Origin of the sequence: Gordonia malaquae, assembly GCF_037148075.1 — a bacterium.
Taxonomy (GTDB): Bacteria; Actinomycetota; Actinomycetes; order Mycobacteriales; family Mycobacteriaceae; genus Gordonia; species Gordonia malaquae.
The window spans coordinates 273,863-293,229 of the sequence record NZ_JBBCUB010000004.1 but is presented as its reverse complement, the minus strand read 5'-3'; the positions used below and the strand labels follow the sequence as shown (position 1 = coordinate 293,229).

Here is a 19,367-nt window from a genome sequence, read left to right as displayed (position 1 = left end):
CTAGGCACCAATGCACAACACAGACCCGCCAATTCTTTCATGGCCGCGACGGACCCGGGAAGCGTGGGTGCACGGAAGACCGTGGATAATGGCTGGCATGGCCGACAAACCCCGAATCCTGCAGGACGGCAGGGACATGATGTGGTCCCTCATCCCGCTCGCTGTCCTCGTGCTCATCGTCGCAGGAGTCGCCGGAAGCTGCAGCTGGGGATTCGGCAACGACGCCAACGACAAGCAGGTCCCGTACTTCGACGTCTCCGACGGCTTGCTCGCTGACGCGTCGACCATGCATTTCCCGATCCGGGATCCGAAGGTGCCCGCGGACTGGCAGCCAAACTCGGGGTCGACACAGAACGTCGAGACGACGCTGTCGAGCAACGTCGGATGGATCACCGGGGCGGGCGCGTACGTGCAGCTCACCCAGACGGACGCGACCGAGGAGCCTCTTCTCCGGCAGCTGCTGGGCGACGAAGCGTCCGGCACGGGTACCCGCGAGATCGGGGGCCGCACATGGGTCACCTACGAGAACGCCGACCACAAGAAGGCGTGGATCTCCGACTTCGGCGACGTCCGCATCGCAGTCAAGGGTTCCGGTAAGGACGAGTCGCTGGAAGCACTCGCCGCCGGGGTCGCCGCCGCGCAGCCGATCGTCTCCACGCGCCCCAAGCCGACCGGATAACCAGCTCTGCGCCCATTCTGCTCGTTGAGCGAGCGAAGCGAGTCGAAGCGTGGTGACGGTCCGGCTCAGTGTTTGAACGTTCGGCTGCTGTTCCGTGGTGCTGGGTTTTGCGTGGGGTGCGGACGCTTCGACTCGCTGCGCTCGCTCAACGAGCAGAAGGGGAGCCGGCTCGCTCAGCGGGCAGGGATTGGGTGCTCGCTTGACGAGCACCGGGCGCTACTCGTCGCCGGCGTTGAGTGCTTCTTCGATGCGGGCGCGGGCGCCTTCGAGGTGTGCGGTGCAACGGGTGGCGAGGGCTTCGCCGCGCTCCCAGAGAGCGAGCGACTCGTCGAGGCCGAGGCCGCCGTGCTCCAGGGCGGCGACGACCTGCGACAGTTCGTCCCGAGCATCCTCGTAGGAGAGTTCGTCCACCGGAGTAGGGGCGTCGGTCATGAGCGTTCTCCTTCGATGAGCGCGTGGACGGACCCGTCGGCCACCCGGATGCGCACCTGTGCGCCGTCGGGCAGGTCGTCGACGGTCGACACCGCGTGTGGGTGGTCTGTGCCCGTGCGTTGGACGACGGCGTAGCCGCGGGCGAGAGTCTGGGCGGGACCGAGTGTGGCGAGGCGCGCAGCGAACTGGGCGTGGCGATGCTCCTCGACGGTCACCAGATGCCGGATGCTGCGCTGGATGTCGACGACAGCGGAGTCGACCTTGTCCTGTCGGCCGTCGATCATCGTCAGCGGCCGGGCGAGGACCGGCCTGGCGCGGAGTCCGTCGAGCACTCGCTGCTCCCGATGCACCCAGTTGCGGAGCGCGTGAGCACTGCGTTCACGCAGCACTGCGATCGCCCGGAGCTCGGCCGTCACATCGGGGACCACACGTTTCGCCGCGTCGGTCGGAGTGGCGGCCCGAACGTCGGCGACGAGGTCGAGCAGGGGAGTGTCGGGTTCGTGGCCGATCGCGCTGACGACGGGCGTCCGACAGTCGGCGACGGCGCGCAGGAGGGTCTCGTCGGAGAAGGGGAGAAGGTCTTCGACGCTGCCGCCGCCGCGAGCGATGATGATCACCTGGACGCGGGGATCGGCGTCGAGCTCAGCGAGCTGGGCGATGATCGCGGGGACAGCGGTCGGTCCCTGCACCGGGGTGTCGCGGACATCGAAGCGGACCGACGACCAGCGTTCCTCGGCGACGGCGACGACGTCGCGTTGAGCGGCGCTCGCCCGCCCGCTGATCAGGCCGATCGTGTGCGGCAGGAACGGAAGCGGACGCTTGCGGCGTGCGTCGAACAGTCCCTCCGCGGCGAGCAACGCCTTGATCCGCTCGATGCGGGCGAGGAGCTCACCTATGCCGACCGGGCGGATGTCGGTGATTCGGAGTGACAGGGTGCCGCGTCCGGCGTAGAAGCTGGGCCGACCGCAGACGACGACGCGAGCCCCGTCCGACAGGGGGACGGGGCTGCGGCGCAACAGATTCGGGTCACAGGTGACCGAGATGGACATGTCGGCGGCCGGGTCGCGGAGCGTCAGGAACGCTGTGCGAGTCCCCGGCCGGGAGTTGATCTGCGTCAACTGCCCTTCCACCCACACCTGGCCGAGCTTGTGGACCCACTCGCCGATCTTGAAGCTCAGCGTGCGTACGGGCCACGGCTCTTCGGGCGAGGTCACTGGCCGGCGTCGGCCTTCTTCTGGTGGCCCGCGATGCGGTTCTCGATCATCGTCACGAACGGGGTGCGATTGCGATTGGCGCGTTCGTATTCGGCCACGACCTGCAGGGTGTCGACGTCGAGAGTGCGAACCTTCGCACGCAGCTGCGCGAGGGTCAGCGAGTCGTAGTCGAGGGCGGCGACGGCATCGGGCACCGGGCCGGTCGACTCATCCGACTTCGGGCTCGCGGTGGTGGCGCCGGGCGCGAGATCGGCTGGGACGGAACTGAACAACGCGTGGCGTCCGGCGGCGTCGGCCTTCGGCTCGGGAGCGGCGACAGGAGCCGAAGCAGGAGCGGGAGTCGGATCCTCCTCGGGCTCCGGGACCGACTCGACAGCCGCGGCTGCCGGCTCGTCCTCATCGTCGAAGCGCGCCCACTCCGGCTGCTCCTCGGCCTTGTCGAAAATGGGCGACAGCACTTCGTCGCCCTTGATGGCGAGTTCGGCGATGTTCTGCTGCAGACGCATGCCGGCCTGGAGGGCGCTGCTCACCGCAGACATCGGCAGAGTGATGACCCGGGTCGGCAGTTTCCGGGTCTCCTCGACGGTCGTGACCAGCAGACCTGCCACCACGCGGGCGGGGTACGGAGGACGATTCATGTAAACACCTTCTCACAGCCGTACTCTTGATGTTATGGCTGAATCCAAGCGAGTCCTCCTCGCGTCGCCGCGCGGCTACTGCGCGGGTGTCGATCGCGCCGTCGAGACTGTCGAACGCGCGCTCGACAAGCACGGCGCTCCCGTCTACGTCCGCAAGGAGATCGTCCACAACCGGCACGTGGTCGACACCTTGATCGAACGCGGTGCGGTGTTCGTCAGTGAGACCGACGAGGTGCCCGAGGGCGCCATCGTCGTGTTCTCCGCACACGGCGTCTCGCCGGAGGTGCATCGCACGGCCGCCGAGCGCAGTCTCAAGACGATCGACGCCACCTGCCCCCTGGTGACGAAGGTGCACCAGGAGGCGAAGCGCTTCGCGCGCGACGACTACGACATCGTCCTGATCGGCCACGAGGGCCACGAAGAGGTCGAGGGCACCGCAGGCGAGGCGCCTGAGCACATTCAGCTCGTCGACGGCCCCGACGCCGTAGACCAGGTCCAGGTGCGCGACCCGGAACGTGTCGTCTGGCTCTCGCAGACCACGCTCTCGGTGGACGAGACGATGCAGACCGTCAACCGTCTTCGGGAGAAGTTCCCGCTGCTCAACGACCCGCCGTCGGACGACATCTGCTACGCCACTCAGAACCGTCAGGTGGCGGTGAAGGCGATGGCGCCCAAATGCGACCTGGTGATCGTCGTCGGATCGAAGAACTCGTCGAACTCGGTCCGCCTCGTCGAGGTGGCACTGCAGAACGGTGCGCAGGCGTCGTACCTCGTCGACTACGCACGTGAGATCGACCTCGCATGGCTCGACGGAGTGACCACGGTGGGTCTCACCTCCGGCGCGTCCGTTCCGGAGGTGCTCGTCCGCGGTGTGATCGATCTGCTCGCCGAGCACGGCTTCAACGATGTCGAGACCGTCACCACGGCGGAGGAGACGCTGACGTTCGCCCTTCCCCGCGAACTGCGGCCCTCTAGGAGCTGACGACGATGTCGGTGGCGTCTCGGATGAGCGTCTTGAGCTCCCGAGAGTCGCCGTCGAACCATCTTCGGTACGCGTAGGCGGCCGCCGCGAGGACCGCGTGCACACGCACGCCCGCCTCGAGTGAGTCCCCGGATACGCCCATCCGTTCGGCCGCGAGCTGCACCAGCTCGCGGCCGTCGTCGTCTCTGATCAGGGTGACGCGGTCGCGGAGTTCCGGGGCCCCCGCCAGCGCCGTCCGCCACAGTTCCAGTTCCTCGTCTGACGACGCCTCGGTGCGTTCGACGATCGCGTCGGCGAGTGCGCGGAGCACTCCGACGTCGGTCGGCTGCGCGGCGAACGTGGATACGATCGCCGCGCTGCTCGCTTCGAGCGGGTACAGCAGCAGGTCGTCCTTGCTGGCCACGTGTCGGAAGTACGTGCTCTCGGAGACACCCGCCGCATCGGCGATCTGCTTCGTCGTGACCGACGAGTAGCCCGCTTCTCCGAACAGGCGCCATGCCGCCGATTGGATGTCCTGTCGGACTCGGGTGCGTTGGCGGCTGCGCAAGGGGCGACTCATGGTCTCCACCGTGCACTCTTGAACGCTGGCTCGCAAGATGATAGAAACTCTCACTATGAGAGAAACTGTCAGAACGGTGTCGGTGTCGGGTGCGACGGGGCTCCCCGCGGAAGTCGACGTGCTCGTCGTCGGATCGGGCGCCGCCGGGATGTCGGCCGCGATCACCGCGGCCGCGTCCGGACTCGACGTGGTGATCGTCGAGAAATCGCATCGCTGGGGCGGGACCACGTCGCGCTCCGGCGGCGGTGTCTGGATTCCCGGCAACGAGGTGCTCGCGGCGAAGGCGCCCGCCGATTCCACAGGTGACGCCCGCACGTACCTTCGGTCCCTCATCGGCGGCGACGTCCCGGCCGAACTGATCGACGCGTACCTGGAACGCGGGCCCGAGACGATCGCATTCCTCAACCGGAACAGCGCCCTCGATCTGGAATGGGTCCGCGGGTACAGCGACTACTTCCCGGAGGCGCCGGGTGGCCGGGCGGCGGGCCGCTCGTGCGAGCCGAAACCGTTCGACGTGCGTGCGATCGGCGACGATTTCACGACTATGGAGCCCTTCTACACGCCGACGCCCCTGAACGTCGTCGTCAAGCAGTCGGACTATCGCTGGCTCAGCACCGGACTGCGGCGGTGGCGGGGCCCGGTCAGGATGATGGCCGTCGGCGCGCGCACCTTCGCCGCGAAGGCCCGCAGGCGCAAACTCGTCGGACTCGGCAACGCGCTGGTCGCTTCACTGATGGTGGGTCTGCAACGTCATGGTGTGCCCGTTCACCTCGGGGTTGCGCTGAGCGGTCTGATCACCGACGCGGAAGGCTCCGTCCTCGGAGCCAGAGTGACCGACGCCGACGGTGAACGCGAAGTGATCGCGCGACGCGGAGTGATCCTGGCCTGCGGCGGCTTCGATCACGACCCTGCGCTCCGGGCTCAGCATCACCGGGCCCCGGCCGGTCCCGATCTCTCGCTCGGTGTGGTCACCAACACCGGCGACGGACTGCGTGCCGCCACCGCAGTCGGCGCGGACACCGCGCTGCTCGACGACGCGTGGTGGGCGCCGTCGATCCCGCTTCCGCGCGGCCCGTGGTTCGCACTGGCAGAGCGGTCGTTGCCGCGGAGCATCATCGTCAACAACCGCGGCGAGCGGTTCATGAACGAGTCGCTCCCGTACGTCGAGGCCACCCACGCGATGTTCGGCGGTGAGCACGGCGCGGGTCCGGGCGCTGCGGAGAACCTGCCCGCGTGGCTCGTCTTCGATCAGACGTACCGCAACCGGTACCTGTTCGCGGGCAAGCCGGCCCGCAGTCCGCTGCCGAAGAAGTGGTTCGACTCGGGTGCACTCGTCAAGGCGGACACCGTGGCCGAACTCGCTGAGCGGCTCGGGCTGCCCGAAGGCGCGCTGACGACGACCGTCGACAGGTTCAACGGGTTCGCGCGCGATGGCGTCGACTCCGACTTCCACCGAGGGGAGTCGGCGTACGACCACTACTACGGCGACACGTCGAACAAGCCCAACCCGAGTCTCGGAGAGATCTCCACCGGACCGTTCTATGCGGCGGCGATGGTCCCGGCCGACCTCGGCACGAAGGGCGGCGTCCGCATCGACGTCCGCGCACGTGTGCTGCGCGACGACGACTCGGTGATCGACGGTCTGTACGCGGCGGGCAACGTCGCGGCGCCCGTCATGGGTCACACCTACGCCGGCCCGGGGGCGACCATCGGCCCCGCTATGGTGTTCGGTCACGTCGCCGCGCTGGACGCAGCAGCACGCTGAAGGCGACGGCCGCCGAGGCCGCCCCGGCGATCAGCGCCACCCGCCGCAGACTGCTGTCGTCGTGGACCGCCGGAGCAGGGGCGGCGATCGGGCGGGACGTCGACGACGGTCGGGCAGGGGGCGACTGCGCGGTCAGTGCGGCCACCGGGTCGATCACTCCGCGTCCGACCGCGGTGTCCGCACCTCCACCGTGAGCGGTCGCGACGATTCGTCGGATCACCTCGGGGGCGGTCAGATCGGGGAACCTCGACCGGATCAGGGCCGCCGTGCCTGAGACGTAGGGTGCGGCGTAACTGGTACCGGCCAGGGCGCTCGCGCCCGTCGGGCCGGCGAGAGCGGTGATCGGCCCGGTCGGTGCGAGGCCGACCACGTCGGATCCCGGCGCCGCCACGGACACCCAGGGTCCGCGGAGCGTGAACGGTGCGGCGCTTCCGTCCGACGCCTGCGTCGCGCCGACGGTCAGCACCAGGGGTGACAGTCGCGCAGGCGTGGCGACGGTGACCACCGGAAGTCCGGCGACGTCGGGGTTCTGCTGACGGCACTGCGTTCCCTCGGAGAGATTGCCCGCTGCCGCGACCACGACGACATCACGGGCGGCAGCCTCGACGAGGGCGTCGCGGACAGCGTCGTCCGCGGTGGCCTGTGCGGCGGGCAGGCACGCGGTCTCGGAGATGTTGACGACGTCGGAGCCGAGATCGACGGCGCGCCGGATCGCCGCGGCGAGCGTCTCCAGCGGTCCGTATCCCGCACCTACGGCTGCAGCGTCCCGGTCGGACGACTTCGCTCGGTATGCGCCGCTGGACTGCCGGATCGAGATGATCCTCGCCTCCGGTGCCACCCCGACGTAATCGTCCGCGGGTGACGATCGAGCAGCGATGATCCCGGCGACCAGGGTGCCGTGGAGATCGCAGTCGTCGAGGCCGTCGCCGGTGCTCACGTAGTCGCCTCCACCGGTCAGTCCGGGGAGTCGAGAATGCGGGGTGACGCCCGTGTCGATCACCGCCACTGTGACGCCTGCGCCTCGACTGAACTGGTGGGCGGTCTCGAGATCGAGCAGAGCGTGCCCCGGCGGCGTACCGGTGAAACGCTCGGCTGTCGGGCGTGCGCACCGCGCGAACTGTTCGGTTGCGCCAGGCGGAGCTCCGACAGCGATCCCGGGCGCCGCGGCCGTCGAGACCAGCACGAACACCGCGGCGATCAACGTCGCACGCATGTCACAGCTCTCGGATGAGGCGGTAGGCGTCGAGCACCCACAACAGAATCGGCAGCACGAGCATGAGGACGGCGTACTGACCGATCTCGGCTATCCGCACCTGCAGGGGAGAGAACTCGCGGGTCGCGGTCACCGTGCCCGCGATCAGAGCCACGATTCCGACCCCGAGTGCTGCGACCATGGCCGTGGTGGCCGACGCCGCGTCGGCCGCCGGAAGTGCGTGCACCAACGGAACGCCGATCGCACATGCCGCCGCGCCGCCGATCAGCGTGGCCGATTGTGTGTGGTCGGAGTGGACCCGCCCTCGTGTGACCAGCACCAGCGTGATCACCGCGCAGAACGCGACCATCACCCGGCCCGGTTCGGTCGACGCGACCAGCGTGCACCCGACGGTGGTGAGCGTCGCGCCGGCGATGATGCCCGTCAGGTACGACGACGCGGCGGCCGACCTTTCTGCCAACGAGTCCAGATCGCCGAGTGCGATGTCGGCGATCACACCCAGAGGGTCGGTGCGATCGGGGCCGAGAGCCTCGACGCCGTCGACGACGGATCGCTCGTCGGCCGGGTCGCCGATGGGTGGAGGGGTGGACGGCACCGGTGGCAGCGGGAGGTGCGCGGCGGCGATCGAGACACGCCCCGCGATCATCACGGTGGTGACGCCGATCGCCGCACCGACGGCCGCGATCGACGGGGGAGGCGCCGCCCATACAGCGGACAGTGCCCCGACGGTCGCCGTCGACAGTCCAACGGTTGCGATCGCGGTGTGTGCGCCGAGGAGCGAACCCGTTCCGCGGCAGCCGATCACGGCGACCGCGGTGGCCGCGACCCCGGCGGCGGCCAGACGGGAGCCCCCGGTGGTCCCGACGGCGGCGCCCGCGGACGCGGCGAGCAGGCACGCCGCGACTGAGAACGTCGCGGATGTCCGTGGATCCGATCCGAGCCGGTTGCCGACCAGCGCAGCGACGAGCAGGAGCGCGGCGGCGACACCCGCGATCAACAGGGGAGTGGACGTGTCACCCCGGAGGGCGGCGATCGATCCGCTGACAGCGGCGGCGCAGGAGGCAGCCACCGCGACGCCGTACGCCGTCCAGCGGGCCGAGGTCACTGTCCACGGGGACCGGCCGTCGCTGGTCAACGCGGCGACGCCTGCCACCACGTCGTCGGTCACCGGGTGCGCGGCGCCGGGCGGGTCGTCGGTCAGAATGAGGATCTCGCCGTCGCGGACATTGTTGTCGCGCAACGACTCCGACGGGTTCAACACCTCGCCGCCGATACGGGTCAACGTCCAACACGCGCTGCCCGTCCCCGGAGCCTCCGCGGGTGCGTCGTCGACGCGCAGCAGCATGAGAACGTCGGGCATCAACGACGCCAACGGCATTGTCGACGGAATCGCGAGGTCCACTTGGGTGCGGCCCCCGACGACTGAAATCCGCACCAGTCCTGTCACAACGGTCATTTTCCGTAACCCTCCCCCGAGGTTCTGATACAACCGAGTCCATCACCGCGAGGTGAGGACGATGTCGACATAACCATCCCGACGTCGTCGCAGTGGGGGATTCGGGGGAATCATGCGAACTGCGAACATCGACGAATGGTCGGCGACGATCGGCCACCGCCGTCGCCCGCGAGCGGCCCGGCCGGTGGTTCCGGTGAGCGACCTGCAGATCGCACCGCCGCCCGAACTCGCTCGCGCCGTCCCGCAGAGTCTCCTTCTGCGGCTTCTGCCTGCGGTGATGGTCGTCGCTGTGATCGGCATGATCTCGATGATGGCCGTCACCGGCGGTCGCACGGCGTTCGCGAACCCGCTGTTCCTGATGTTCCCGTTGATGATGCTGATGTCGATGGTCGGGATGGTGGCGTCAGGCGGCCGAGGCGGTCCCGCGCGGGCAGCCGAGGTCAACGAGGACCGCAAGGACTACCTGCGGCACCTCACGCAGGTACGGTCGCGCGCCGACACGGTGATGCGGGCGCAGCGGGCCGAAGCGGAGTGGAATCACCCGGACCCGCGTGCTGTCGCGTCGTTGATCGGATCGGACCGGATGTGGGAACGACGCCCCGCCGACTCCGACTTCGTCGACGTCCGCGTCGGACTCGGGGTTCACCGGCTCACCGGCGGCCTGCAACCGCCGGAGTCGGCGCCGGCTGAGGACGTCGAACCGGTGTCGGCGGTGGCTCTTCGACGATTCGTCCAGGCGCGGTCGGCGGTGCCGGACATGCCGACGGCGATCGCCTTCCGCGGATTCCCGGCAATCAGCCTCAGCGGACCGCACGACGAGGTGAACGCACTGGTCCGATCGATGACTTGTCGACTGGCCGTCCAGCACGGGCCAGACCATCTCGGCATCGCGATCGTCGTCGACGATCCGGTCGCGCCCGAATGGGACTGGTGCAAGTGGCTGCCGCACGTCGGCCACTCGGACAAGCGAGACGGCCTCGGTGCGAAGCGAATGGTCTACCGATCGCTCGTCGAACTCGAAGAGGATCTGGGCGACGTCCTCGCGGCCCGAGCGAGGTTCTCGCGGACTGAGCCGGACACGACGGTCCGGCACCTGGTGGTGATCGTCGGGGACGGTGCGGTCACCGGTGACGAGGAGTTGTCATCCGGGGCGGGGCTCGACGGGGTGACCGTCGTCGAACTCGGTTCGTCGGCCGATTCGATCGCGTCGCGCAGGGGTCTCGTGCTTCGGGTCGACGGTGGGCGGCTCAGCGCGCAGACCGAAGCGGGGTGGGAGGAGTTCGCCGTCGCCGACTCCTGTGACGTGGTGATGACCGAAGCCGTCGCGCGCCGTCTGGCCAGGTACCGGCCCGTGCAGTTCGGTTCGCTCGCCGAACTGGACTTCACGTCGTCTGTCGTCGATCGTGGTCTGCCCGAACTGCTCGGCGTCGTGGACGCGGGAGCATTCGTCCCGTCGTCGCAGTGGATCGGTCGCCGCGGTTCGGATCGCCTCCGTGTGCCGATCGGACACACCTCCACCGGAGAGCCTGTCCACCTCGACCTGAAGGAGAGCGCCCACGGCGGAATGGGACCGCACGGTCTGTGTGTCGGCGCGACCGGAAGCGGAAAGTCGGAACTGCTCAGGACGCTGGTTCTCGGTCTCATCGCAACGCACTCGCCTGACGAGCTCAACCTCGTCCTCGTCGATTTCAAAGGAGGCGCGACGTTCCTCGGTCTCGACTCCCACCACGTCGCCGCCGTCATCACGAATCTCGAGGCTGAACTCGAACTCGTCGACCGGATGGCCGACGCGCTCTCCGGTGAGTTGCACCGCAGACAAGAACTCCTGCGCGCGGCGGGGAACTTCGCCAACGTCACCGAGTACGAGAAGGCCCGGCTCGGCGGTGCGGACCTGCCGCCGCTGCCCGCGCTCGTGGTTGTGGTGGACGAGTTCTCCGAGTTGCTCGCTCAGAAGCCGGACTTCGTCGAACTGTTCGTCGCCATCGGTCGACTCGGGCGGTCGTTGCACATCCACCTGCTGCTCGCCTCCCAGCGTCTGGAGGAGGGGCGGCTCCGCGGCCTCGACAGTCACCTGTCGTACCGAATCGGCCTGAAGACGTTCTCCGCCAGCGAATCCCGCACAGTGCTCGGCGTGCCCGACGCCTATCACCTGCCCAGCGAACCCGGTGCGGCGTACCTCAAGTGCGATTCCGCGACACCCATCCGATTCCGCACGTCGTACGTGTCGGGGGTGTACCGACCGCCCGCCGCAGCGGTCGATTCGACAGCGCACACCAGCGGCTCGGTGACAGTCCTGCGTGCCGACACCGTCGTCGAGCTTCCGGCGGTCGACGAGACCGCTGACGAGGACGTCGACGGCCCCAGCGTCCTCGAGACGCTCGTCGGTCGGATCGCCGGGCACGGTTCCGATCCGCACCGCGTGTGGCTCCCGCCGTTGGAGTCGTCGGTGAGCGTCGACGACGTTCCGGCGGTGCCGCACGAGATGCTGACCGCGTCGATCGGCGTCGTCGACCGACCGTACGACCAGCGCCGTGACCCGCTGCGGGTCGACCTCTCACGCGGAGCAGGGCACGTCGCGATCGTGGGCGGGCCGCAGTCAGGCAAGTCGACGGCTCTGCGCACCCTGATCTGCTCGCTCGCCCGTGGACATTCGCCGCGCCAGACCACGTTCTACTGCCTCGACTTCGGCGGTGGTGGGCTCACGGCGCTGGCCGACCTGCCGCATGTCGGCGGGGTGGCACCGCGAAACCGCCGCGACGCGGTCCGCCGGACGGTGTCGGAGGTGATGGGTGTACGGACCGCCAGGGAGATCACGTTCGCAGACGCCGGAATCGACTCGATGAGTGCGTACCGTGCGCGGTGCGCGGCAGGCGACCACCCCGATGACCGGTACGGCGACGTGTTCCTGGTCGTCGACGGGTACGGCGTCCTCCGCAACGAGTTCGAAGAACTCGACGAGCAGATCGCCGACCTCGTCGCCCGCGGCCTCTCGTACGGTGTGCACGTCGTCGTCACCGCCGGGCGGTGGGCCGAGATCCGGCCTGCCGTGAAAGACCTGATCGGCACCCGAATCGAGCTGAAACTCGGCGACGCGCTCGACTCCGAGATGGACCGGCGCGCGGCAGCGAAGGTGCCGACGGGCAAACCCGGCCGCGGAATCACCGCAGACGGCCTCCACATGCTGATCGCGCTCCCCAGCGTCGTCGGCGTCACCGGAGGCGAACCCGCGCCCGCAGTACGCACCCTCACGACACATCTGTCACCCGACGATCTCACCGTGCCCGACGGGCTGTCCGCCGGTCAGGTGGCGCTGGGTCTCGCCGAATCGGACCTCGAGCCGTACCTCGTCGACTTCACCCGCGAACCGCACCTGCTCGTCTTCGGCGACGCCGAATGCGGCAAGACGGCGACGCTGCGCGTCTTGATCGACGGCATCGTCGCGACGGCCGGTCCTGCGCAGGCCAAAGTCGTTCTCGTCGATTTCCGCCGCTCGCTGCTCAGCGCTGTCGACGACGACCACCTCGGCGGCTACGCCAGTTCCCTGCAGACCGCCGGGCCGATGATGGCCGAACTCGCCGCGCACCTCGCAGGCCGCCTGCCCGGTGACGACGTCACGACAGACCAACTCCGGGAGCGGAGCTGGTGGAGCGGGCCGGACGTCTACCTGGTGATCGACGATTACGACCTCGTCGCCACCGCGTCGGGCAATCCGCTCGCACCGCTCGCCGACCTGCTCGGTCACGCCCGCGACATCGGTCTCCGAGTGATCCTGGCGCGTCGGTCCGGCGGTATCGGACGGGCTTTGTTCGACCCGTTCATCAACCGGATGCGAGACCTGTCGTGCGACGTCTTCATGATGGCGGGAGACCCCGACGAGGGGTACATCGTCGGCCGTCATCGCATGCAGCGGTTCGGCGTCGGGCGGGGCGAATACGTCTCACGCAGCAGACAAGCGGACACGGTGCAGGTGGTGGCGCCGTCATGACCAGGATCGTCGACCTCGGATACGGCGAGAACGAACCGGCCGTCGCCGAGCTTCTGGAGGGGATCGACGGCGGCGCCCGACGCGGTGTGACGGTCAGTGCGGACGTCACCGTGGTTCATCCCACCACGTGGGGTCGACGTCGGACCGCAGCGCTCATCCGCTCCGTCGGCGCGGCCGACGGGGTTCCACGGGCGGTGGCCGTTGCGCGGAGTCACGCGGATGCGACGGTCACCCGTTGCGCGGTCGTGGAGACGACGCTGCTGCCCGACACCGGCGGGCACTGGTCCGTTCACATCGTCCGCCGCCGCGCAGGAGAGTGGACGATTGAGACAGGTCTGGTGGACCTGCCGGCCGACGTCGGACAGGCATGGCACGACCTGATCGAGAGTGCGGACGTCGTGCTGATCGACGGCGCCGACGAGACGCAGGTCGACGCCGCATTCCGGCTGCTGCCGAGTCCGGCGGGCGGAACCGTTCGTGTCGACCGCGACCTCGTCGTGCAGTTCGGCGGCGTGCGCAGGCCTGCCAGATCAACGATCGACGCCGGGCTGCGGCCGCCGCCGGAACCTATGCCGCGTCGCCGTCGCAGACTGGCCGTCGTGGCCGCGGCCGCCCTTGTCGCAATGGGGTCGGGTTGGGCGGCGACCCGCGGCCAGCCCGCGCGGGCCCAGACGATGCGTGTTGAACAGGTCGGCGCGGCGACTGTCGACGTGCCCGGAGACTGGCGGCGGACCGGACTTCCCGACAACCGTCCCGTCGACGGCGCGGGGGAGCGAGCCGTGTTCGCCGATCCCGACGACGGCCGCCGGATCATCGTCGTCGTCACGGCGCTGCGGGCCGGGTCGACGCGGGCGTCAGTCGCAGTCAGCATGCGGAACCGGCTCGCACAGCGCGGCGACGACGTGATCCGCGAGTTCACCGCCGACGCGTCGTTCGCCGGCAAGCAGGTCATCGCATACCGGGAGACTCCCGCCTCCGGTCCGCCGATCGCCTGGTACATCCACGTCGACCGGAACACGCAGGTCAGCATCGGTTGCCAATCCGGAACCGGTGACGATCGGATCGACGATCCCTGCGCCGACGCGGTCCGGACTCTGCGCTGAGGTCCGGTCCTTCTGCGTAAGGTTCCCCGATCTGCACCTGATCGGGCGATTTCCATGCCGAAGTCGACGATTCGGGGAACATTCGGCGGCAAGCTTCGGCGAAGCGCCGTCGGCGATCTCCGTAGGCTGACGTCATGAGCACTCTTCACTTCGGACCAGACAACGGCGACCTGACGCTTCATACCGGAGTTTCGGGCAAGGCCGCCCGCACCGGTCACCGCTTGATCATCGGCTTCACCGACTGGTCGGCGACCGTCGACGGCGCCGAGCCGTCTCACGTGCGGGTCGTGGTGCGGACGCCGTCGCTCGAAGTCCGCTCGGGCGAAGGCGGCCTCACTCCGATGTCGGTGCCGGAGCGGCTCGTCGCGCGCGGCAACGCGCTGAAGGCACTGAAGGCCGACAAACACGATGAGATCGTGTTCGACGCGCCCGACATCATCGCCGACGGCGAGGGATACCGCCTCACCGGAACCCTGACGATTCTCGGCGCCTCGAAGCCGCACACCGTCACAGTCGCGCCGACAGGCGACGGCGCCGACCGACGAGTGACGGGTGAGACCACCGTCCGGCAGACCGACTTCGGCGTGAAGCCGTACTCGGCGATGATGGGCGCCCTCAAGGTGGCCGACGACGTGACCATTCGCGTCGACCTCGCCCTGCCCCGCTAGCTCACACGTTTTGACCTGCGAAGGTCCGCCCGCGTACCCTGGATCCTCGGTGCCTTGAGCATCGAGCACCCGGGTCCCCACTGGTCGCCGGGAGTCTGCTCGCAAGGACCGCTGACCAGCAAAGAAGCAACCCGAATGAGGACTACTGTGGGTACTTACAGCCCCAAGGCTGGTGACGTGACACGTACGTGGCACATCATCGACGCCTCCGACGTCGTGCTCGGCCGTCTGGCCGTGCAGACCGCGAACCTGCTTCGCGGCAAGCACAAGCCGACCTACGCACCGCACATCGACGGTGGCGACTACGTCGTCATCATCAACGCCGACAAGGTCGCCGTCAGCGGCAACAAGCTGACCGACAAGCGTCTGTACCACCACTCGGGTCACCCCGGTGGTCTGAAGTCGCGCACCGTGGGCGAGGTCCTCGCGACCCGCCCCGACCGCCTCGTGGAGAAGGCCGTCAAGGGCATGCTCCCCAAGAACAAGCTCGGCGATCAGATCGCCTCGAAGCTGAAGGTCTACGCAGGCCCGAACCACCCGCACACGGCTCAGCAGCCCGTCCCCTTCGAGATCAAGCAGGTGTCCCAGTGACCAACGAGAACGAGAACATCGAGGTCGTCGCTGACGAAGAGGTCGTCCTGGAAGACGGCTCGTACACCACCGAATCGACCGAGGACGTTGCAGCCGAGGCTGCACCGACCCGCGGTCCCGTGGTGCTCGATCACCCGATCCAGACCGTCGGCCGCCGCAAGGAAGCCATCGTCCGCGTCCGCCTGGTCGCAGGCACCGGCGAGTTCACGCTCAACGGCCGCACCCTCGAGGACTACTTCCCGAACAAGGTGCACCAGCAGCTGATCAAGGCTCCGCTGGTCATCACCGAGCGCGTCGAGGCATTCGACGTGCACGCCAAGCTGGTCGGCGGCGGCCCGTCGGGACAGGCAGGCGCACTGCGTCTGGCCATCGCCCGCGGCCTCATCGAGGTCAGCCCCGAGGACCGTCCGGCGCTGAAGAAGGCCGGCTTCCTCACTCGCGACGCGCGTGCAGTCGAGCGTAAGAAGTACGGCCTCAAGAAGGCTCGTAAGGCTTCGCAGTACAGCAAGCGCTGATCGCTTCTGTGGCACGCCTTTTCGGCACCGACGGCGTCCGAGGCCGGGCCAACGACCAGCTCACCCCAGAGCTGGCGTTGCGCCTGGCCTCGGCCGCCGTTTCTGTTCTCGGTGCAGATGCGAACTCTCGGCCCCGAGTCGTGGTCGGTCGAGACCCCCGAGCATCCGGCGAACTGCTGGAGGCCGCACTCTGTGCAGGCCTCGCCGCCGCCGGAGCAGACGCGATCCGAGTCGGCGTGGTGCCGACTCCCGCGGTCGCGTTCCTGACCGCGGACTACGGCGCCGACTTCGGCGTGATGATCTCCGCGTCGCACAATCCCATGCCCGACAACGGCATCAAGTTCTTCGGAGCGGGCGGACACAAGCTGGCCGACGACGTCGAAGACGCCATCGAGGCCGCGATGGACGCGCCTGCCGTGCGACCCACCGGCGCCGACGTCGGACGTCTCCGTGACGCCCCCGACGCAGAGGAGCGCTACCTGCGTCACCTCGCCGCGTCCGTCGACGCACGGCTCGACGGACTGACGATCGTCGTCGACGGCGCCAACGGTGCGGCATCGACCGTCGGTCCCCACGCCTACGAAGCGGCGGGCGCCACCGTCATCGCGATCCACTCCGATCCCGACGGTCTCAACATCAACGACGGCTGCGGATCCACCCATCTGGATGTGCTGCAGGCCGCAGTCCTCGAACACGGAGCCGATCTGGGCCTGGCACACGACGGAGACGCCGACCGCTGCCTCGCAGTCGACTCCACGGGCGCCGTCGTCGACGGCGACATGATCATGGCGATTCTCGCGATCGACATGCACGAACGCGGTGAACTCACCGACAACGTGCTGGTCGCCACCGTCATGAGCAACCTGGGCCTCCACATCGCGATGCGTGAAGCGGGCATCGACGTGAAGGTGACCGGCGTCGGCGACCGCTACGTCCTCGAAGAGCTTCGCGCCGGCGGCTACGCACTCGGCGGTGAGCAGTCGGGCCACATCGTGATCCCGGCCGCGGGAACCACCGGTGACGGTGTCCTCACCGGACTCATGCTCGCCGGACGAGTCGCGTCCACCGGGACCCGCCTCGCAGATCTCGCGGCGGTCGTGACGGTCCTCCCGCAGGAACTCATCAACGTCCCCGTCAGCGACAAGCACGCCGTCGCCGTCGCCGACACCGTGCAGGACGCGGTTCGCGTCGCCGAGGCAGAACTCGACGGTTCCGGCCGAATCCTGTTGCGGCCCTCCGGAACCGAGCAACTCGTTCGAGTGATGGTCGAAGCGGGAACGGCCGACGACGCCCGCGGCATCGCGGAACGCGTCGCCGCGGTGGTCGCCGCCGTCTGATCAACAGCTGACTGAAACCGTCCCCCACGAGGCCATCCGAGGGCGAATCGCCCTCGGAGCCGCCTCTGGGGGACGTTTTCAGTCGTGCCGCCGAGTCACGCGGGACTCACGGCGTGTTGTGGAACCGGGCACAACTCCTGTGCGTCTAACGAGTATGAGGGGAAACGTTTCGTCAGACGTGCGAGTGGACGTCGATGCTCTGCAGTCGCGAGCTGCGCGGCAGGTGGCGTTGGCCGATGCCGCGGCCGACTGCGTCGCCGAGCTGAGGTCGGGAGGCTTCGGTGAGTGGTGGCGAGACGGTCGGGGGAACCCGCTGGCCGGCAGGATCGCCGACATCGCCGATCGACTCGACTGCGCGGCATCCGATGTCGGCGCGTTCACCACGGGGCTTCGGCGTCAGGTCGTGGAGCTGTCGGCCGCCGACGAGATCGCAGCCGACGTCGTAGCGGGTCGACGATGACGATCGACGACTTCGTCTCCGTCCTGGACGAGGGAACCCGGCTCGGCGTGATCACCTTCGACGAAGCGATAGTCCGCGCGCCGCACCAGGACGTGGTGGCCTTCGACGCCGTCGCACTCGCGGCAGACGCGGCCCGCCTCCGCGCGGTTGTGACACGGCTGGACGCCGGAGCCGTTCGAGCGGCGAGTCGGACACTCGGAGACGACTGGCTGGGCAGAGGCGGCCGGGCGGCGGACACCGCCGCGCAGACCACGACCGGACGAGTGGCGGACGCCATCACCGACCTCACCGTGTGCGCGGATGAGTTGGCGCATGCGGTCACCACGATCGATGACGTCCTGATCCGGTACCGCCGGACGATGACGATCGTGTCCGACCCGGCAATCGTGGCGGCGGGAGCGGCGTCGTCCGACGACCTCCGCGCGGAACTGATCGCCCGCATGGAATACGCAGACGCCGCCGGACGGGCCGCGTCGACCGCACTCGTCGACATCGCCGGACTCACTGCGTCACCCGGGGAACTGGTTCTGGCGGGCGACCGATGAGCATCGACCATCTCGTCGAGGAGGCACGGCGCCGAGCGGCCGCCGAGTTCGATGCCGCGGAACATCGGTACCGGGAACGGAGCCGAACCGTCGCGTCGCAGAAACCTGAGCGGTGCAGGCCCGCTGACCCCGACGCGCCGCTCCCGAGGCTTCTCGCGCCCGCCGTCCGGAGGGCTGACTAGGCTGAGTGCGTGGCCGGAAAGAAGAAGGCGGCACCGCCGCCCGACAAGCTGATGACAGAACTCGCACGACGCGGACCCCACAAGGTGGACCGCGGCGACCTGGGCATCGTCGGTATGAGCGGGCAGATCTTCGCGCCGCGCACCGGCCGAAAGCTGCCGGCCGTCGCTTTTGCGCACGACTGGCTCGCCGCCAGCAGTCGCTACCGCGACCTCGCATTCCATCTCGCATCGTGGGGAATCGTGGTCGCCGCACCCGACAGCGAGACGGGAGTGTTCGCATCCGACGTGGAGCTCGCCACCGACCTCCGGGCCGCGGTGACCGTTCTGCAGAGTGTGCAATTGGGTGACGGAACCATCAGCGTCGACCCCGACCGCGTCGCCGTCGCAGGTCACGGTTTTGGTGCAGCCGCAGCGATCCGCGCGGCATCGGACACCGTGCTCCTCGGCCGCCCGCCCGTCCGGTTGCGCAGCCTGGCCGCGGTGTTCCCGTCGCCGACCACATCTGACCTGCTGCCGACGGCGTCGACCGTCACCGCGGCATCCTTGGTCCTCGCCGCGGGCGGACAAATCGACTCGATGACCAGCAACGCCCTTGCCGTCGCGGACGCACTCGGCGGCGATGTGGTGTTCCGCACAATCCCCGCGGCCGACAACCGGGGCCTCCTCGAACGTCGCAGTCTGAAGTCGTTCATCGGCGTCAACGGCGCAGACAAGGCCACGCACCGCCCGGTCCGTGCCCAACTGACCGGATACCTGCTGCATACGCTCACCGGGGACGACCGCTACGCCGCGTTCTCCGATCCCGAGGCCACCACGGGCGACGCGATCGCGACGCCTGTCGCCGACACCGAGCCCGCCGAACTCGATCACCTCTCACAACTCCTCGGTGCAAAGCCGCCCCGTAAGTAGGGTGTGTGTCCCAACTCGCATCGCGCGGTCTTGGCGGCCAGATGCACGCCCCGCGGCGTTGTCGTCGGTCGTGATACCTGCCGGTATCCCTCCCTCCTCCGCCTTGCCGGACGCGCATCTGATCCGCCAATCCC

18 protein-coding genes are annotated in these 19,367 nt (G+C 68.8%); 12 read left to right on the top strand and 6 right to left on the bottom strand.

The annotated features are described in order from the left end of the window. Positions 1 to 97: 97 nt before the first annotated feature. Positions 98 to 679, top strand: a complete 582-nt coding sequence (locus tag WFK36_RS15775) for a DUF4245 domain-containing protein (RefSeq protein WP_040520149.1) — start codon at positions 98 to 100, stop codon at positions 677 to 679. Positions 680 to 895: 216 nt separating this feature from the next. On the opposite strand, the gene WFK36_RS15770 is transcribed toward WFK36_RS15775, so the two are convergent. Genes WFK36_RS15770 through WFK36_RS15760 form a run of 3 tightly spaced genes read right to left on the bottom strand, consistent with a single transcriptional unit; the run spans position 896 to position 2,963 of the window. After that, positions 896 to 1,111, bottom strand: coding sequence for an exodeoxyribonuclease VII small subunit (locus WFK36_RS15770; RefSeq protein ID WP_336792804.1), 216 nt, complete (start codon positions 1,109 to 1,111; stop codon positions 896 to 898). Beyond that, the gene (xseA, locus tag WFK36_RS15765; protein WP_336792802.1) at positions 1,108 to 2,325 is read right to left on the bottom strand and encodes an exodeoxyribonuclease VII large subunit; all 1,218 of its coding nucleotides are present in this window, start codon (positions 2,323 to 2,325) and stop codon (positions 1,108 to 1,110) included. The genes WFK36_RS15770 and xseA overlap by 4 nt, the downstream gene beginning before the upstream one ends. Further along, positions 2,322 to 2,963, bottom strand: coding sequence for a lipid droplet-associated protein (locus WFK36_RS15760; RefSeq protein WP_336792801.1), 642 nt, complete (start codon positions 2,961 to 2,963; stop codon positions 2,322 to 2,324). Before WFK36_RS15760 ends, xseA begins: the two co-directional genes overlap by 4 nt. Before the next feature lie 34 nt (positions 2,964 to 2,997). On the opposite strand from WFK36_RS15760, the gene WFK36_RS15755 reads away from it, so the two are divergent. Continuing rightward, positions 2,998 to 3,945, top strand: a complete 948-nt coding sequence (locus WFK36_RS15755; protein WP_008379743.1) for a 4-hydroxy-3-methylbut-2-enyl diphosphate reductase — start codon at positions 2,998 to 3,000, stop codon at positions 3,943 to 3,945. Here WFK36_RS15755 and WFK36_RS15750 read toward each other — a convergent pair. Further along, positions 3,935 to 4,504: a TetR/AcrR family transcriptional regulator gene (locus tag WFK36_RS15750; RefSeq protein ID WP_336792800.1), complete on the bottom strand. Its 570-nt coding sequence runs from the start codon at positions 4,502 to 4,504 to the stop codon at positions 3,935 to 3,937. The genes WFK36_RS15755 and WFK36_RS15750 overlap by 11 nt on opposite strands. A gap of 55 nt (positions 4,505 to 4,559) precedes the next feature. Here WFK36_RS15750 and kstD point away from each other — a divergent pair, with 55 nt between their 5' ends. Then, on the top strand, positions 4,560 to 6,269 hold the full coding sequence (gene kstD, locus WFK36_RS15745) for a 3-oxosteroid 1-dehydrogenase (RefSeq protein ID WP_052005411.1): 1,710 nt from the start codon (positions 4,560 to 4,562) through the stop codon (positions 6,267 to 6,269). Here kstD and mycP read toward each other — a convergent pair. Then, positions 6,223 to 7,482 carry a type VII secretion-associated serine protease mycosin gene (gene mycP, locus WFK36_RS15740; protein ID WP_336792799.1) on the bottom strand — a complete coding sequence of 420 codons (1,260 nt, stop codon included), beginning with the start codon at positions 7,480 to 7,482 and terminating at the stop codon, positions 6,223 to 6,225. The two genes, kstD and mycP, sit on opposite strands and share 47 nt — an antisense overlap. A gap of 1 nt (position 7,483) precedes the next feature. Next, positions 7,484 to 8,938: a type VII secretion integral membrane protein EccD gene (eccD, locus tag WFK36_RS15735; RefSeq protein ID WP_336792797.1), complete on the bottom strand. Its 1,455-nt coding sequence runs from the start codon at positions 8,936 to 8,938 to the stop codon at positions 7,484 to 7,486. Between the two features lie 112 nt (positions 8,939 to 9,050). On the opposite strand from eccD, the gene eccCa reads away from it, so the two are divergent. From eccCa to WFK36_RS15690, 9 genes are all read left to right on the top strand, one after another. Continuing rightward, positions 9,051 to 12,923 carry a type VII secretion protein EccCa gene (eccCa, locus tag WFK36_RS15730; RefSeq protein WP_336792796.1) on the top strand — a complete coding sequence of 1,291 codons (3,873 nt, stop codon included), beginning with the start codon at positions 9,051 to 9,053 and terminating at the stop codon, positions 12,921 to 12,923. After that, complete coding sequence (locus WFK36_RS15725) at positions 12,920 to 14,026, top strand: type VII secretion-associated protein (protein ID WP_336792795.1); 1,107 nt, start codon at positions 12,920 to 12,922, stop codon at positions 14,024 to 14,026. The genes eccCa and WFK36_RS15725 overlap by 4 nt, the downstream gene beginning before the upstream one ends. Before the next feature lie 134 nt (positions 14,027 to 14,160). After that, a complete protein-coding gene (locus WFK36_RS15720; RefSeq protein WP_336792794.1) occupies positions 14,161 to 14,694 on the top strand; it encodes a YceI family protein in 534 nt (177 codons plus the stop codon). A gap of 147 nt (positions 14,695 to 14,841) precedes the next feature. Continuing rightward, positions 14,842 to 15,285, top strand: a complete 444-nt coding sequence (gene rplM, locus WFK36_RS15715) for a 50S ribosomal protein L13 (protein ID WP_008379755.1) — start codon at positions 14,842 to 14,844, stop codon at positions 15,283 to 15,285. Continuing rightward, positions 15,282 to 15,800, top strand: a complete 519-nt coding sequence (gene rpsI / locus WFK36_RS15710) for a 30S ribosomal protein S9 (RefSeq protein ID WP_008379756.1) — start codon at positions 15,282 to 15,284, stop codon at positions 15,798 to 15,800. Before rplM ends, rpsI begins: the two co-directional genes overlap by 4 nt. Positions 15,801 to 15,808: 8 nt before the next feature. Then, on the top strand, positions 15,809 to 17,137 hold the full coding sequence (gene glmM / locus WFK36_RS15705; protein WP_336792793.1) for a phosphoglucosamine mutase: 1,329 nt from the start codon (positions 15,809 to 15,811) through the stop codon (positions 17,135 to 17,137). Positions 17,138 to 17,315: 178 nt separating this feature from the next. Continuing rightward, positions 17,316 to 17,597, top strand: a complete 282-nt coding sequence (locus tag WFK36_RS15700; RefSeq protein WP_336792792.1) for a hypothetical protein — start codon at positions 17,316 to 17,318, stop codon at positions 17,595 to 17,597. Then, entirely contained in the window at positions 17,594 to 18,142 is a 549-nt protein-coding gene (locus WFK36_RS15695) for a hypothetical protein (RefSeq protein WP_336792790.1), read from the top strand. Before WFK36_RS15700 ends, WFK36_RS15695 begins: the two co-directional genes overlap by 4 nt. Before the next feature lie 191 nt (positions 18,143 to 18,333). Continuing rightward, positions 18,334 to 19,233, top strand: coding sequence for a poly(ethylene terephthalate) hydrolase family protein (locus WFK36_RS15690; RefSeq protein WP_336792789.1), 900 nt, complete (start codon positions 18,334 to 18,336; stop codon positions 19,231 to 19,233). Positions 19,234 to 19,367 lie beyond the last annotated feature (134 nt).